Here is a 14,603-nt window from a genome sequence, read left to right on the forward strand (position 1 = left end):
TATGCCCGTGAAACGCCAGCGCCGGGCTGCCTGTTGCCGCGCTCCGCCACTCAGGCTGGACGCACCATCACGATCAACCGGAGGGCCAGCAGCACCAGTACGGTGGCGAGCCCCAGCGATTGCAGGCGAGCGAACTTCGGATTGCCATCCAGGAAGCGGCGGACGGCGCCGCTGCCCACGCCGAGGGCGGCGTGGAACACGATGGCGATCGCGGTCAGCACGGCCCCGAGGATCAGCAATTGCCGCGCGACCGGCCCATGGCCCGGCACGACGAATTGCGGGAGGAACACCACGAAGAACAGCAAGGCCTTGGGGTTGAGCAGGCTGTTCAGCATGGCACGCGCGAACACGGCTTTCAGCGTTGCCTGCGACGCGATGGCGCCGCCCGGTGCCGCCGGTGCCTGCAGGCACTTCCAGGCCATCCACAATAGGTACGCGGCCCCGCAATAGCGAATGACGTCGAAGGCCATCGGCATGCTGCCGACCACGGCCGCGATGCCGGTGGCGGTGAGTATCGTGAGTACCAGGTCCGCCGCGCCAATGCCCAGCGCCGAAGCCACGCCGCCGCTCCAGCCGTAGGTCACGCCATGCGTGACCACGAACATCATATTGGGCCCGGGGGACATCAGCAGGAACATCACCGCCACGGCGAATACAGAGAGGGTTGCCAGATCCGTCATGCAGTGCTGCCTGTTGGTTGAATGCTGGTAGAGTAAGGCCACAACCTGAAACAACCAAAAAATTGTTCTAGATACAACCATGGCCAGGGCGCGATACAAGTCGATCGTGGATCGGATAGCGGCACACATCCGCGCGGGCGAACTACTACCGGGCACGCAACTGCCCACAGTTCGCGCACTGATGCGGGAGCATCGCGTCGCGCTGGCCACGGCCTTGCGGGTATATGGCGAACTCGAAGCGGTCGGGCTGGTGGTCTGTGAACCCGGCCGCGGCACCTTCGTACGTGATACCTCGCTACCGCGCGGGCTCGGGCTGGAGCAGCACCCGCTCAATGCCGGCGCGGTGGACCTGACGTTCAATTACCCTTCGCTGCCGGACCAGGCGGAATTGCTGCGTGAGGGCCTGCGCAGTCTGGCCGTGTCGGGCGATCTCGATGCGCTGCTGCATTCGGCGCCCCAGGGCGGCCGGCTGCACGAGCGGCAGACCGTGGCGAGGCATTTGCGGAACCGGGATATCCGCGTCGGCGGCGACCAGGTACTGATCGTCAACGGCGCCCAGCAAGGTTTGGCCGTGACGGTCATGGCCCTGCTCAAGCCTGGCGACGTACTGGCCGTCGACGCCCTCACCTATCCCGGCATGAAGGCGCTGGCGCACGCGCATCGGCTGGATCTCGAGCCGCTCCCCCAGTCCGCCCGCGGCACTGACCTTGATGCCCTGGCCGCGCTCTGCAAGCGGCGGCCCGTGCGGGCCATCTATACGATGCCCACGCTGCACAATCCGCTGGGAACGGTCATGCCGGAGCCGGATCGCGCCCGCCTGGCGGCGCTTGCCGATGCGCACGATTTTCTGATCATCGAGGATGGCGCCTATGCCTTCCTGGCCGAGCCGTCGCCGAAACCCGTCTTTACCCATGCCCCGCACCGGACCATCTACGTGTCGGGCCTTTCAAAGAGCGTGGCGTCCGGATTGCGGTTTGGATTCGTCGCGGCACCTCACGCCCATATTCCCGCCCTCGAACAGGCCATTCGCGTATCCACCTGGAACACCCCGTCGCTGACCGTCGCCCTGGCCTGCCGCTGGATCGAAGCGGGTACCGTGGATGCCCTGGAGGACCGCAAGCGCAAGGACGCCAGGCAACGCCAGGACCTTGCCCGCCAGATCTTGCAAGGCTGCACGGTCATTGCCCACCCTTGCTCCTATTACCTTTGGCTGGAACTTGGAGAAGGCTTGCGCGCCGACCGTGTCGTGGCCGAACTTGAGCGCAAGGGGGTATTGGTGACAACCGCGGAGCCATTTGCCGCGGCGCCTTACGTCCCTCACGCATTGCGGGTGGCGCTGGGATCGATAGGGCTGGGAACGCTGCAGCGGGCGCTTTGTGAAATCCGGGCCGTGGTCAGGCAGTGATCGGGAGCGCGTCCCGCCCGTTCGATGCTGCCAACCGAACGGCCGGATTGCGTTGCGCGAAGCACCCCAAGGGACAGGCAAGCGCCGTCGCACCCTCCTCTTCCCCGATCCGCCGGGTTGGCTCCGCGCACGCATGAGCGCCGGGGACAGCGCGGGCGGCCAGCGCCCTTTTTCGTGCGGACATCATGAAATTCTGCCGTGAGCGCTAACAAGCGCGTATGCTGGAACTGCCACCTTGGCAAGCAACGCACCAGGAGCCAATCATGGCCAAGAGTCAACTACGCAGCACTCGCGAAGCAAAAAAGCCCAAGCAGCCCAAAAAGCCGTCAGTGCCGGCAACCCCGTTCAGCACGGTTCATTCGAGGGTTGGCAACGAAGGTGTCGCCAAGAAAAAGTCGTAAATCCGGGGGCCGCGGAGACGCGGCACAGTGATCACACGCAACTTGTAGCGCTCACCGCAGGGCATCGATACCTCTACATTGAAAGCGCAGACCGCTTCGGGAGGCGCATCATGATTCATCACAACACGGACCCCACTTTTCGCGGGCTTCCACTCACCGCCGAGCAAGACTCGGAAATTCGTCACTACCTGAACAGGAAGACCAGGCTGGGCAAGCCATGGAATACCCCCGAGCTACGCGGAATGCTTGAGGACATGCTGCTGCCGCCGAGTACCGAGGACGACAACCAGAGCGATATTCCCCGCGACGCGTTCGCCGCCGCAGAGCGCGCGGCCGCGTTCGTCGACCAGGACATGGAGCCAATCGAGGCGTACGAGGAATTGCATGCCGCGATGGAAGCCGAGAGCATGAAAGGAGATATGCACTAGCGGGGGGCATTTGGCGCCGGGCGGTGATCGTAGCGATCTGGTCCGTCAAAGGCGTAGCACACAGGACGACAACATGGCACTTAGTTTTCCCAACCCCAGCCGCAGCTATGACGGAGCCCGGCATGGCGTGTGGTTCTGGGGTTATGACAACGCACGCGAGATTACTTTCCTTGTGGAAGACCGCGTGCTGATGAGTCTCGACTCCACGCTCAGTTCTGACGAATCCACGGCGCTGGCCTCCTTCGACCGGCATCGCGACGAGATCCTGAGAATCGCGATGGCCCTCTATGCCGAGGGGCAACAGACAATCTATACGCTGCACTAGGAAGCCCCGCCTGAGTCAAGGCGATCAGAACGCCAGCTCGAAGAGGCATCCTGACGACACTGCCTTGCCAAGTACGTCGAGTGGGACCTGCTGCCGCGATGACGTGATGAACAAGCGATCGCCGTTCTCACCGCCAACGCAGACATCAGACGGGCAAGGTACGGGCATGCCGACGACACGGTCGAGTGTCCCATCGGGCAGGAAGCGCATTACGGACCAACCCTCGCAGAGCGCGGTCCAGATCCCGCCACCCGCATCGAGGGCCAGGCCATGCGGCTTGCCGGCTCCCTTCGGCACCGTTGCCAGCCGCCGTATGGACTGACTCTCGGGCTCCAGTACGAGGATGGATCCGGATTCTGGCGTGGTGGCATACAGGCGCCCTTCCACCGCCGACCATTGCAGGGCCTGCACAGGCTCGGCAATGGTCCACTGCGGTTGCCACGCACCGCCACGGCGATACGAGCCGACGATACAGCTCCCGGAGGAAGCCGCCACCGCTGCCCACAGGACGCCGCTCTCCCCCTCGCATAGCGCCATGGCTTCCCGTACTGTGGCCGGCCATCCTTCGACAGGACTGACGGTGCCGTCGGGGGCGACGCTGACCACCCCGCCATCGTGCAATACCAGTACATTGCTGCCATCTGGCAAAAGCGCGCGGATCGGTGCCTCGATTCGCGCAAGCACGCGATCCTGCGAAGTACCGTCCGGCGCCACGTCCAGGCAACGCACCGCTGGCGCCAGCACATCCGCCCAAAGCAGCCGGCGGGTGGCGGCATCCCAGAATGGATAGCCGCCCTGGAATGCCCACGGGCCCGCTACGGGTTGCACCGCAGTGTCATGGATCGCTGGCTTGAGCGCCCCCATTTCCGCACCGATGCGCCGGGCGGCCTGGGCGATCTCCGGACCGAGCAGTTCCAGCCTTTCACGGGTGAGGCGGTATGCCGGGCCCGCCACGCTGATCGCGCCGCGCACCGCGCCCTGCGGATCGACGATGGGCGCGCCCACGCAACGCACACCCAGCACGATCTCCTCGTCGTCGATGGCATAGCCGCGTGCAGCCGTGATGTTCAGCTCGGCATTGAGACGGCGGCGATCGGTAATCGTGAGGGGCGTCAGTGGCTTCAGCGTGAGATCGCGCACGATGGCGTCTCGCGCAGGACCGGCCATCGCCGAGAGAATGGCCTTGCCCTGACTGGTGCAATGCAGTGGCTTGCGTTCCCCCAACGCGGCGGCGGAGCGCTCGCTGTGCGCGCCATCGCAGCGTTCAAGCGATATCACTTCGAGCCCATCGAGGGTAGCCAGGTAGCACGTTTCGCCGGTCAGGTCGCGCAGGCCACGCATCTCGTTGGCGGCGGCGGCCACGAGATCGGGCATCGTATAGGCCTGCCGGGACATCTCGAAGCAGCGGAAGCCCAGCCGGTAGACCTTGCGCGCCGGATCACGACGCAGCATGCCGCGCGCCACCAGCGTTGCCAGCAATCGGTAGATGGTCGTTCGGGGCAGCGCCAGTTGCGTGCTCAGGTCGGTCTGGCTCAGGCCATCGGGGGCGGCCCCCACGGCTTCGAGCACGTCGATCGCCTTTTCGATTGCGCCGGTGCCGTCACCAGGATTCGCGGACATATCGGTTTGTCTCAGTATCTGGAAATCAGCGGCCAATCTCGATGGGAGACGGCCTGGCAGTCATTCTAAAACCGCGGAAAGCTGACTAGGATGCGAGCGAGGCAACGGCGTGACGCAGCAACTGGCGCCCGCCAACGCGATTCCCAGTATATGGGACAAAACGGTGAATTCCCTCCCTTCCTTCCGATGAGTCCGAGCATGCGTATCACCACTCCGCCCCCGCTAACCAACATTCCGCAACGCGCTCCCGCGCCCCATGTGCCCGACTCCGTACTGGATCGCCTGGCCAAGGTCACCAGCGGGTCCCTGACTACCCAGCTCTACATCAAGGGCTTCCGGCAACCTGTGCTTCACGGCCTGACGCCGCTGAACACGAAGATCAAGCCCTTTGCGGGGCGCGCCTACACCATGCGCTTCATACCGGCGCGCGAGGACATCGACGTGTACGGCAACCTGACCACCGAGCCGTCGGCGGACAATCTGCAGTGGGTGGGCGTCGAGCAGATCGAGCCGGGCCATGTGCTCGTGATCGACAGCAACCGCGACGGCCGTGCCGCGTCGATGGGCAACATGCTCATCACGCGGATGATGATGCGTGGTGCGCGTGGCGTGATCACGGATGGCTCGTTCCGCGACGGTACCGAGCTGTCACAGATGGATTTCCCGATCTGGTGCACCGGCGTGACCGCCACCACGCGCCTGTCCTACCATCACGTGGCCGATCTCCAGGTGCCGATCGGCTGCGCCGGCGTGGCGATCTATCCCGGCGACGTCATCCATGGCGACGGCGACAACATCACCGTGGTGCCCGCCCACCTCGCCGAGGAAATGGCCGATCTGTGCGAACGCCGCGATGACATCGAAGCCTACCTGGCCCTGCGCGTGCAGGCTGGTGAAGCACTGTGGGGCCTCTACCCGCCCAGCGAGACCACGCGTGCCCAGCACCGCGAGTGGGTGGCATCCGGCCGCCCGCCCATCCCCCCGGCAGTTCCCGCCGGCAGCCGATGAACCCACGGACACTCACATGCCCCCAGTCAACGAGACCTTCACCCCCGAGTACTACGAAGCACTGATCCGCCGCTACTTCGACGCCTGCAACGCGGCCGACTACCAGGCACTGGTGGATTGCTTCACGCCCGACGCCGTGCACTACTTCCCGGCCGGCCTGCCCGAAGTGCCCTGGCGCTCCGCCGATACGATTGCCAGGAAATGGGTCTGGTGCGTCGACACGCTGGGTTCGCAATGGACTATCGAGCGGATCCTGATCAGCCACAACCGCCCCGAGGCGATGATCGAATGGACGCACTGGAAGAACAAGAGCGGCACCGCGCTGCGCGGCGCGGAATGGTATGACTTCGATCCGGCAACGGGTAAGATCAAGGAAATCCGCGCGTACTACGCTTCGCCCGCGGACAAGACAGCGCCCATCAATGAACTGGTGGACTTCGATTACGCCGCGCGCGGCTATCACCTCAAGAGCGAGTAGTCGCGAGTGCCACAGACCATGACCTTGCAATCCATCGATGCCCGCACGGGACAACCCGTGGGGGAAGCGTGGCCGGAATCGACACCGGCACAGATCGACGCAGCCGTTGCGGCCGCTGCCACCACGGCACCCGCCTGGGCAGCCAGCGATGGCGCCGCCCGCGCCCGCCTGCTGCGCGGCCTGGCGGATGCCCTTGAATCCGCGCGCGAAAACCTTGTGCCCCTGGCCGACCGCGAAACGGCGTTGGGCCTGCCGCGCCTGAACGGCGAGCTCGATCGCACCGCGTTCCAGCTACGCGGATTTGCCGACGTCGCCGAACGTGGCGACGCATTTGCCTTTCTGGACGACCCGGCCGTGGCCGGTGCACCGCCGGCAGGCCGGCCTCACCTCACGCGCGTGCGCATACCGTTGGGCCCCGTGGCCATGTTCGCGGCCAGCAACTTCCCGTTCGCGTTCTCGGTGCTCGGCGGTGACACCGCATCGGCGCTCGCCGCCGGTTGCCCGGTCGTGATCAAGGGCCACCCGGCACATCCCGAGTTATCCCGGCAGACCGTGGCGCTCGCGCGGCGGGTCATTGCATCGCAGGGACTGCCCTCCGGCCTGATCGGCTTCGTGGAAGGCACGTCGATCGCAGCCGGCGTTCGACTGGTGCAAGCCGATGGCATCGCGGCGGTGGCATTCACCGGCTCCTTCGCCGGCGGCACCGCACTGGCGAGGCTCGCCGCGGAACGTGCACGACCCATTCCCTTCTTCGGTGAACTCGGTTCCGTCAATCCGCTGATCGTGCTGCCCGATGCATTGCGCGAAGGCGGCACCGAACTCGCGCAATCGCTGGCCAGTTCGATCTGCCTGGGAAGCGGCCAGTTCTGCACCAGCCCTGGCGCGATCGTGGTTATGAAAGGCGCGGGAGGCGATGCGTTCGTTGACGCGCTCGCCACGCATCTGGCCAGCCTGTCTCCACACGCGATGCTGACGCCAGGCATTCGTGGCGCCTTCGACAAGGGCCTCGTGCGTTGGCGCGATACGGCCGGCGTTCGGCCGCTGGTGTCCGACATCGCCGAGGCCAATGCGACGCCGCGTCCGTATCTGGCCGAAATCAATGGCAGCGACTTTGTGGCTAACGCCACATTGCATGAGGAAGTGTTCGGCGCCGCAGCGCTCGTGGTGCGCACCGACACGTCGTCGCAGGCGATCGACATACTGCGTGCGGTGGGCGGATCGCTGACGGTGACGCTGTGGGGCATCGAGAAGAGCGCAACGTCGCCTGACGACACGACGCTCGATCTGGTGCGCGCCGCCACGCAAATCGCCGGGCGCGTGCTGTTTGCCGGCGTGCCCACTGGCGTAGCCGTCACGTCCGCCCAACACCATGGCGGACCGTTTCCAGCCTCCACCGCACCCGCCACGACCTCTGTAGGCTACGCCGCGCTCGATCGCTTCCTGCGCCCGGTCGCGCTGCAGGACGCACCGGCCTGGCTGATCGACCGCAAGGGGGTGCCATGCTGAGACATGTCGTGTTGTTTCGACGCAAGCCCGACGTGGAGCAGGACGCTGCGCTGGAATCCGCATTGGCTGCGCGCATGTTGGCACTCGGCGCAACGATTCCGGCCATCACCTCCTGGCGCTTCGCGAAGAACGAAATGGACCGGCCAATCTGCTGGGACTACGTGCTGGAATCCGAAGTGGCCGATGCACAGGCACTTGATGACTATCTGTTTCATCCGTTGCACCAGGCATTGGTGGCGGATCTGAAGCCGTACTTCGAATGGGCGGCGGCGGATTACACCGTGTGATCGTGCGACACGGGTTGCGTTGGCCGTAGTAAATGGGGGCGCCTGTGAACCAGGCGCCCCCTTTGTTTGGAGTCTTCGAAGAATTCCGTGGGAAGGTCGCCTGGATCGGGAGCAATCCGGCTTCTCTAACCAGTATCTCCGAGCGGCAATGCAGGTTCGGGTAAGACGGCTGAGAAGCCGCGGGGACTTCCCGGTCAGCATCAAAGGTAACGCTTGCAGTACGTCGGGTGTGGGACCATCAGCGGCCGGTAAACCGGGCAGGCCTGCGCTCGATGAAGTGCGCAACCCCCTCCGTAAAGTCCTCGCTCTGGATGCTTTCGAACATCTCGGCATTGGCAACCCGTGTGGCTTCGGCCAATGACTGGAACGGTTGCTCCCACAGTTGCCGCTTCATCACGCGGATCGATCGGGGCGAAACGTTCTCGGCCAGGTCGTCAGCATAGTCGAGCGTCGTCGCCATGAGAGCGTCCGCGTCCACCACACGGTCGACCAGGCCGATTCGCAGCGCCTCGTCTGCCAGCACCTTTCGCGCCGAGTACAGCAGGTCGGCCGCATGGCCGGGGCCGACCACGCGCGGCAGTAGCCAGGAGATGCCGTGCTCGGCAATCAAGCCCCGACGTGCGAACGCAGTGCTGAACGCGGCGTTGGCGCTGGCGAAGCGCATGTCGCTGTACAGCGCGAACACCAGCCCCAGCCCCGCTGCCGCACCATTGATCGCCGCGATCACGGGCTTGCGCATGGCCGGGAAGTAGCCATAGCGCGTCTGGTAGTCGGCGCGCCGGTTCATGTCGAACGGGCGCATCCACTGGGCGGCGCGGATGTCGCCAGGCGGCAGCACTTCGAGTTCGTTGATGTCCATGCCGGCACAGAAGCCCTTGCCGGCGCCGGTCAGTACCACCACGCGGACGTTGTCGTCGCGATCAACGGCCTCCATAGCGTCGCGCAGTTCGGCCTCCATGACCTTGGTCAGCGCGTTGAGCTTGTCCGGCCGGTTCATCGTGATCACGGCGATCCGCTCGCTTTTTCCCGCGCGAGCAACGGTAACCTGACTGTACATGTTGCGATTCCTTTCGATGTCGTACTAAGGGAGCTGAACGGATCTGGGCTCCAGGAACTCCTCCAGCCCATACACGCCGCCTTCTCGCCCAACGCCGGACATACCGAAGCCGCCGAACGGTGCCACGGGGTTGAACCGGGCGCCATTGATGTCCACCTGCCCTGCCCGCAGCGCGTTGGCGACGCCTTCGGCGGCACTGTCATCGGCAGCCCAGACCGTGGCGGCCAGCCCGTAGCGCGTGCCGTTGGCCAGAGCGATCGCCTCGTCGACACTGTCGTAGCACAGCACCGCCAGCACCGGCCCGAAGACTTCCTCCTGGGCCAGCCGGCTGTCTGGTGCGACGTTGCCGTAGATGGTCGGCGCGACGAAGTAGCCGGTCGCTGGCACGGGTGCGTCGGCACCGCCGGCGATCCGGTCGAAGCCGGCCTCTTCCGCTGCCGCGATATGCGCCTGCACGCGCTGACGCTGCAGCGCCGACAGCAAGGGGCCGATTCGGGTTTCGCCATCGGCGGGGTCGCCGAGCTTCATCGCCGCTGCAGCTTCCGCCAACAGTTGCCGGCAGCGCGGATAGTCCTCGCGTGCAACGATCAGCCGGGTGGTGGCGCTGCAGGTCTGTCCCGAATTGAGGAAACAGGAACTGATCGTCGCCTTGACTGCCCTGGCGAGATCCGCGCCCGGCAGCACGACGGCCGCCGACTTCCCGCCCAACTCCATCGACACGCGCTTCATGTCGCCGGCTGCCTGCGCGGCGACCTTGCGGCCGACCGCCGTGGAGCCGGTGAACGACACCATGTGGATATCGGGATGCGAAACCAGCGCCTCACCAACCGCAGCGCCACCCAGCACGAGATTGAGGACGCCGGGCGGGAGCTTCGCCTGCTCGCAAGCGATCATCAGCCGTTCCGTGACGGCGGGCGCCAACTCTGACGGCTTCAGGACCACCGTGCAGCCGGCCAGCAACGCAGGCGCCAGCTTGGCGGTAATCTGGTGCAACGGGTAGTTCCACGGCGTAATGGCGGCCACCACACCAACCGGTGCCAGCGTCACGCGCGAATTGCCGATCGTCCGGACGAAGGCGAACGTATCGGCCAGCGCTGCCGTGGCGCGCCACGCGGCGATCGGCGCATCGACCTGGATGCGGCGCGACAGCTTCTGCGGCATGCCAACTTCGCGCGATATCTCATGGGCCAGCTCCGCCGCGCAGCCTTCCAGCGCGTCGGCCAGTGCATGCAGATACGGCGCCCGCCCGCCTGCCCCCAGCGCTTGCCAGTCTGGCCGCGCCCGCACGGCCGCCGCCACGGCTTCGGTCACATCGTCTGCGGTGCCGAGACGGATCTCGGCCAACGGGGCTTCGGTCGCCGAATCGTAGACGCGGATGGATTCGCCGCCTCGCATCGGGCGACGTGCGCCGTCTATGTAGTGTTGGTTCAACTGCTTCACTGCGACTCCCTTGTCTTGCGTTGATCGAGGAACGCAGCCATCACGCGCTGCGGTTCGCCGTCGGCATAGCATTCGAGCTGCGCCCGGATGCCGGCGACACAGGCCTCATCGAAACCCGGCTGCGTCATGGCGCGAAGGCGCTGTTTGGACAGGCGCACGGCGGTCGGCGGCAGCGCCGCGAGCGACCTGGCCTGTGCGAGCGCCTGCGTCATCAGTTCGGTCTCGCCGCACAGCGCCGTCACCAGGCCAATGTCGAAGGCGCGCTGGCCACTGACCAGTTCGCCCGATAGCGACATCTGCACGTTATGCGTGTGCCCCACATGCAGCGTCATCAGATAGGACCCGACGATGCTCGCCAGGCCTGCCTTGACCTCCGGCTGTCCCCAGCGGCTATCCGCCGTTGTCAGGCGCCAGTCGGCGCACAGCGCCAACTGAAAGCCCGCGCCGGCAGCCACACCCCGCACCGCGGCCACACAGGGCTTGTCCAGGTCGCGGACGGCCTGGTACATCGCCCGCTGCCGGTTCAGCCAGGGCACGAGCTGCTGCCAGGTCACGGTGGACGCCTCATCGAGGTCCTGCCCGGCGCAAAACGCCCGCTCGCCGGCACCGGTCAGCATGACGGCGCGCACGGACGAATCGGCGTTGAGCCGGCCCAGCGCTTCGATCAGCTCGCCGCGCAGGGCATCGTTGACCGCGTTCATGCGAGTCGGGCGATTTAGCGTGACGATGGCGATCTCGCCATCCTGTTCGACACGTACAGCTTCCATGCTTCAACTCCCCTTGAGTTCCACCACGGCATCGACCGCCATGACGCCTTTGCCGGCCGCCATCACCATCAGTGGATTGATGTCGACCGATGCTAGCGCAGTTCGATGACGCAATGCCCAATCGCCGAGCGCGACCGCCGACGACGCCAGCGCCTCCAGGTCGAGCGCCGGGATGTCGCGATAGCCGTCGAACAGCGGTGCCAGCCGCAGCCGCGCGCAGGCCACCTTGACGTCTTGCGCCGTGAACGGCGCGAGCAGTGTCACGACGTCCTTGCGGAGTTCGAGCAGCGTGCCTCCCTCCCCGATCATGACCAGCGGCCCGAACACGGGATCGACCGAGACGCCCAGCGCGAACTCATGCTGGCCCTTGACCATCGCCGCCACGACCACCCGTGGCAATGCCACGCCCAACCGCTGCAGTGTGTCGAGGCAGGCCTGCGTCGCGCGGGCCACGCTCGCGGCATCGGTGAGTCGAAGGTGCACGAGGCCATGCTCGCTCTTGTGCGGGACCTCCGCCGCGCAGCCCTTGACCACCACCGGTACCCCGCCGAGCGCGTCAAACGCCATCACTGCCGCATCCACGCTGTCGCATAGCCGGTGCGGCACGGTCGGTACGCCGGCTTCCGCTAGCAAGGCCAGGCTATGGACTTCATCCTGCAAGCCGCTGCCGTCAAGCTGCTGTGCGTCGGGGCAGACCGGCGCCGTCGCCGGTGCCGCCTCGGCCAGCCGATGATGCGCGGCGAATTGCGCCAGCGCTGCAATGGCATCGGCTTCGGTGACGAAAGCGGGCACGCCGTGTCGCACAAAGACCTCGCGGACCGACTGTTGCGGCGCGCTGGTCACCAACGGCTTGGGCTGGCTCGCGCTGAAGGCGGCGGCGTCGCGCGCCAGTGCCTCGACGTCGTAGCCGGGACCTGCCACCGGAATGCCGACCATCACCATGTCGGCCTGCGGATCGGCGCCCAGCGCCTGGAGCACGCGCGGAAACATGTCGCCCTTGCCCAGCAGCGCCGCGGTCATGTCGAGCGGATTGCTGGCCGTGCCGAACTCGGGCAGGATCGCGCCCAGTTCGCGCAGCGTCGCTGGCTGAAGCTCAGTCAGCGGCAGATCGTGCCGTTCGGCCAGGTCGGCCGCCATCACACCCACCGCGCCGCTATGACTCATCACGACCGTGCGGCCCTGCCCCGGGGCGCGCTGCTGCAAATACAGCGGCACCGCGCGGACCAGTTCGCCGATGTCGCGCGCACGCCAGATGCCGTGACGGGCCAGGAAGGCATCGATCGCGGCGTCGTTGCCGACCAGCGCACCGGTATGCGAGGCAGCCGCCTTTGCGCCGCGCTGGCTGTTGCCGGCCTTGATCGCCACGATGCTCGCGCCACGCGCTCGGGCCACCTCCGCCGCGCGGGCGAGCTGGGCAGGGTCGGACACCGATTCGAGGTAGACCAGGATCAGTCGCACCTCGGGGTCCGCCGCCACGGCCGCGGTCATCGCGCAGGCGTCGAGATCGGCGTCGTTGCCGGTCGCTACCAGGTAGCGCACGCCGTAGCCGGCCTGGCGCAGCAACGCATAGGGCATGACGCTCGCCGCGCCGCTCTGGCTGATGATCGCGATCGGGCCGTCCTGGGGTGCCACCTCCATGAACATGGTCGAGAAATTGAGCACCGCTCCACTGGCAAAGTTGGCCGTGCCTTGCGCGTTCGGCCCGACCAGCCGCATGCCACTGTCTTTGGCCGCCGCCACCAGTTCCTGCTGCCGCTGGCGTCCCGCCTCGCCCGTTTCGGCGAAACCGGATGCCATGATGACGGCCGCCTTGACGCCGGCGGCGCCGCACTGACGCACCTGTTCAAGCGCGGCATCGCCGGACACGGCAATCACCACGGCGTCCGGCGCCTTGCCGATCGCACCGAGATCCGGGTACGCACGATAGCCCTGGATGACCTCGCGCCCCGGGTTGACCGGAAACACCTCGCCCGTGTACCCGAAGGTGCGCATGTAGTGGATCGGCCGTCCGCCTACCTTGTTGGGGTTGTCCGAGGCGCCGATCACGGCCACCGAGGCCGGCGAGAACAGGGCGTGGAAGGTTGCAGTGGTCTCAGTCAAGGCTCGCTCCCGATGCCTTGACCACCGGCGACCACTTGCCCGCGTCATGTTGGATCAGCCTGGAGAAGTCGGCGGGCGTACCCGGCAGCGGCCGGGCACCCAGCGCGGCAAGCTGTTTCTGCACGTCTGCCAGCGCGAGCACGGCCTGCAGCTCGCTGTTCAGGCGGCGGATCACGTCTGGTGTGGTTCCTTTCGGTGCCGACAGGCCGAACCAGATCGTCACGTCGAAGCCCGGCAGGCCGGCCTCGGCAATCGTCGGCACCTTCGGAAGCGCTTCCGAACGGGTCGCGCCGGTCACGCCTAGCGCCTTGACCTTGCCCGCGTTGATGTACTGCCCCTGGCTCGACACAGTGTCGAACATCATCGAGATGCGTCCGCCAAGCAGATCCGTGAACGCCGCGGCCGAGCCCTTGTACGGCACATGGACGATATCGATGCCGGCCATCGACTTGAACAGTTCACCGGACAGATGGTTGGAGCTGCCGTTGCCGGCCGAACCGAACGTCAGCGTGCCCGGCTTCTGCTTTGCCAGCGCGATCAGTTCCCTGATGTTGCCGACCGGCAGGTTGTTCGGCACGACCAGCACGTTGACCGTGGAGGCCACCGAACCCACGGCATCGAACGACTTGAGGGGGTCCACCTTCAGCGAGCGGTAGAGCCACGGGTTGATCGCCATGGTGCCGGTGGTGGAGAAGAAGAGCGTATAGCCGTCGGGTGCCGCCTGCGCGGCGGCCTCGGTCGCGATGGTGCCGCCAGCGCCGCCGCGGTTATCGACCAGCACCGGCTGGCCAAGCTGCTGCGACAAGTGCTGGCCGATCAGTCGCGCCATCGCGTCAGTGGGCCCGCCGGCCGGAAACGGCACGACCAGGCGGATCGGTTTGGCGGGATAGCCGGTCGAGGCGGCAGCGGCGGCACTGAAGGCGGCCGGGGTGGCAGCGACCAGCAAGGCGCATAACGGTCGCCGGAATGCGCGAAGCACAGCGGAAAGGCACGGCATGTTGTCTCCAGATGTTGCGTAGGCCCTCTCTACAGGGAGGGATGCCCTCAGTGTATGGAGTCCCAAGCCAACTCAAAAGAGTAGAATCGTCGATATCTGATATC

15 protein-coding genes are annotated in these 14,603 nt (G+C 66.1%); 8 read left to right on the forward strand and 7 right to left on the reverse strand.

What is annotated here, in order from left to right:
* Positions 1–50: 50 nt before the first annotated feature.
* The gene (locus AC1DOX_RS02620; RefSeq protein WP_441617815.1) at positions 51–680 is read right to left on the reverse strand and encodes a LysE family translocator; all 630 of its coding nucleotides are present in this window, start codon (positions 678–680) and stop codon (positions 51–53) included.
* 79 nt (positions 681–759) lie between these two features.
* Here AC1DOX_RS02620 and AC1DOX_RS02625 point away from each other — a divergent pair, with 79 nt between their 5' ends.
* The 4 genes from AC1DOX_RS02625 to AC1DOX_RS02640 all read left to right on the forward strand — a co-directional run bounded on the left by AC1DOX_RS02625 (position 760) and on the right by AC1DOX_RS02640 (position 3,239).
* On the forward strand, positions 760–2,085 hold the full coding sequence (locus tag AC1DOX_RS02625; RefSeq protein ID WP_441617817.1) for an aminotransferase-like domain-containing protein: 1,326 nt from the start codon (positions 760–762) through the stop codon (positions 2,083–2,085).
* Between the two features lie 263 nt (positions 2,086–2,348).
* Positions 2,349–2,486 (forward strand): hypothetical protein, encoded by a 138-nt coding sequence (locus AC1DOX_RS02630; protein ID WP_441617819.1) that lies wholly within the window; start codon positions 2,349–2,351, stop codon positions 2,484–2,486.
* A 110-nt stretch (positions 2,487–2,596) separates the two neighbouring features.
* Positions 2,597–2,914 (forward strand): hypothetical protein, encoded by a 318-nt coding sequence (locus AC1DOX_RS02635; protein WP_092138020.1) that lies wholly within the window; start codon positions 2,597–2,599, stop codon positions 2,912–2,914.
* Between the two features lie 73 nt (positions 2,915–2,987).
* Entirely contained in the window at positions 2,988–3,239 is a 252-nt protein-coding gene (locus AC1DOX_RS02640; protein ID WP_092138021.1) for a DUF1488 family protein, read from the forward strand.
* A 24-nt stretch (positions 3,240–3,263) separates the two neighbouring features.
* On the opposite strand, the gene AC1DOX_RS02645 is transcribed toward AC1DOX_RS02640, so the two are convergent.
* On the reverse strand, positions 3,264–4,859 hold the full coding sequence (locus AC1DOX_RS02645) for an IclR family transcriptional regulator domain-containing protein (RefSeq protein ID WP_441617821.1): 1,596 nt from the start codon (positions 4,857–4,859) through the stop codon (positions 3,264–3,266).
* A gap of 198 nt (positions 4,860–5,057) precedes the next feature.
* Between AC1DOX_RS02645 and AC1DOX_RS02650 the strand changes: the two genes are divergently transcribed.
* Genes AC1DOX_RS02650 through AC1DOX_RS02665 form a run of 4 tightly spaced genes read left to right on the forward strand, consistent with a single transcriptional unit; the run spans position 5,058 to position 8,138 of the window.
* Positions 5,058–5,867 (forward strand): RraA family protein, encoded by an 810-nt coding sequence (locus AC1DOX_RS02650; protein ID WP_441617823.1) that lies wholly within the window; start codon positions 5,058–5,060, stop codon positions 5,865–5,867.
* 16 nt (positions 5,868–5,883) lie between these two features.
* Entirely contained in the window at positions 5,884–6,345 is a 462-nt protein-coding gene (locus tag AC1DOX_RS02655) for a nuclear transport factor 2 family protein (RefSeq protein WP_092138024.1), read from the forward strand.
* Between the two features lie 18 nt (positions 6,346–6,363).
* The gene (locus tag AC1DOX_RS02660; RefSeq protein ID WP_441617825.1) at positions 6,364–7,851 is read left to right on the forward strand and encodes an aldehyde dehydrogenase (NADP(+)); all 1,488 of its coding nucleotides are present in this window, start codon (positions 6,364–6,366) and stop codon (positions 7,849–7,851) included.
* Positions 7,845–8,138 (forward strand): Dabb family protein, encoded by a 294-nt coding sequence (locus AC1DOX_RS02665; protein WP_441617827.1) that lies wholly within the window; start codon positions 7,845–7,847, stop codon positions 8,136–8,138. The genes AC1DOX_RS02660 and AC1DOX_RS02665 overlap by 7 nt, the downstream gene beginning before the upstream one ends.
* A 238-nt stretch (positions 8,139–8,376) precedes the next feature.
* On the opposite strand, the gene AC1DOX_RS02670 is transcribed toward AC1DOX_RS02665, so the two are convergent.
* The 5 genes from AC1DOX_RS02670 to AC1DOX_RS02690 are packed head-to-tail and all read right to left on the reverse strand — an operon-like array spanning position 8,377 to position 14,499.
* Positions 8,377–9,195: an enoyl-CoA hydratase gene (locus tag AC1DOX_RS02670; RefSeq protein WP_441617829.1), complete on the reverse strand. Its 819-nt coding sequence runs from the start codon at positions 9,193–9,195 to the stop codon at positions 8,377–8,379.
* A 24-nt stretch (positions 9,196–9,219) separates the two neighbouring features.
* Positions 9,220–10,635: an aldehyde dehydrogenase family protein gene (locus tag AC1DOX_RS02675; RefSeq protein ID WP_441617831.1), complete on the reverse strand. Its 1,416-nt coding sequence runs from the start codon at positions 10,633–10,635 to the stop codon at positions 9,220–9,222.
* Positions 10,632–11,402, reverse strand: a complete 771-nt coding sequence (locus tag AC1DOX_RS02680; protein WP_441617833.1) for an enoyl-CoA hydratase/isomerase family protein — start codon at positions 11,400–11,402, stop codon at positions 10,632–10,634. The genes AC1DOX_RS02675 and AC1DOX_RS02680 overlap by 4 nt, the downstream gene beginning before the upstream one ends.
* Positions 11,403–11,405: 3 nt before the next feature.
* Positions 11,406–13,502, reverse strand: a complete 2,097-nt coding sequence (locus AC1DOX_RS02685; RefSeq protein WP_441617835.1) for an acetate--CoA ligase family protein — start codon at positions 13,500–13,502, stop codon at positions 11,406–11,408.
* On the reverse strand, positions 13,495–14,499 hold the full coding sequence (locus AC1DOX_RS02690) for a Bug family tripartite tricarboxylate transporter substrate binding protein (RefSeq protein ID WP_441617836.1): 1,005 nt from the start codon (positions 14,497–14,499) through the stop codon (positions 13,495–13,497). The genes AC1DOX_RS02685 and AC1DOX_RS02690 overlap by 8 nt, the downstream gene beginning before the upstream one ends.
* Positions 14,500–14,603 lie beyond the last annotated feature (104 nt).

Source organism: Cupriavidus sp. 01L415, assembly GCF_056400065.1.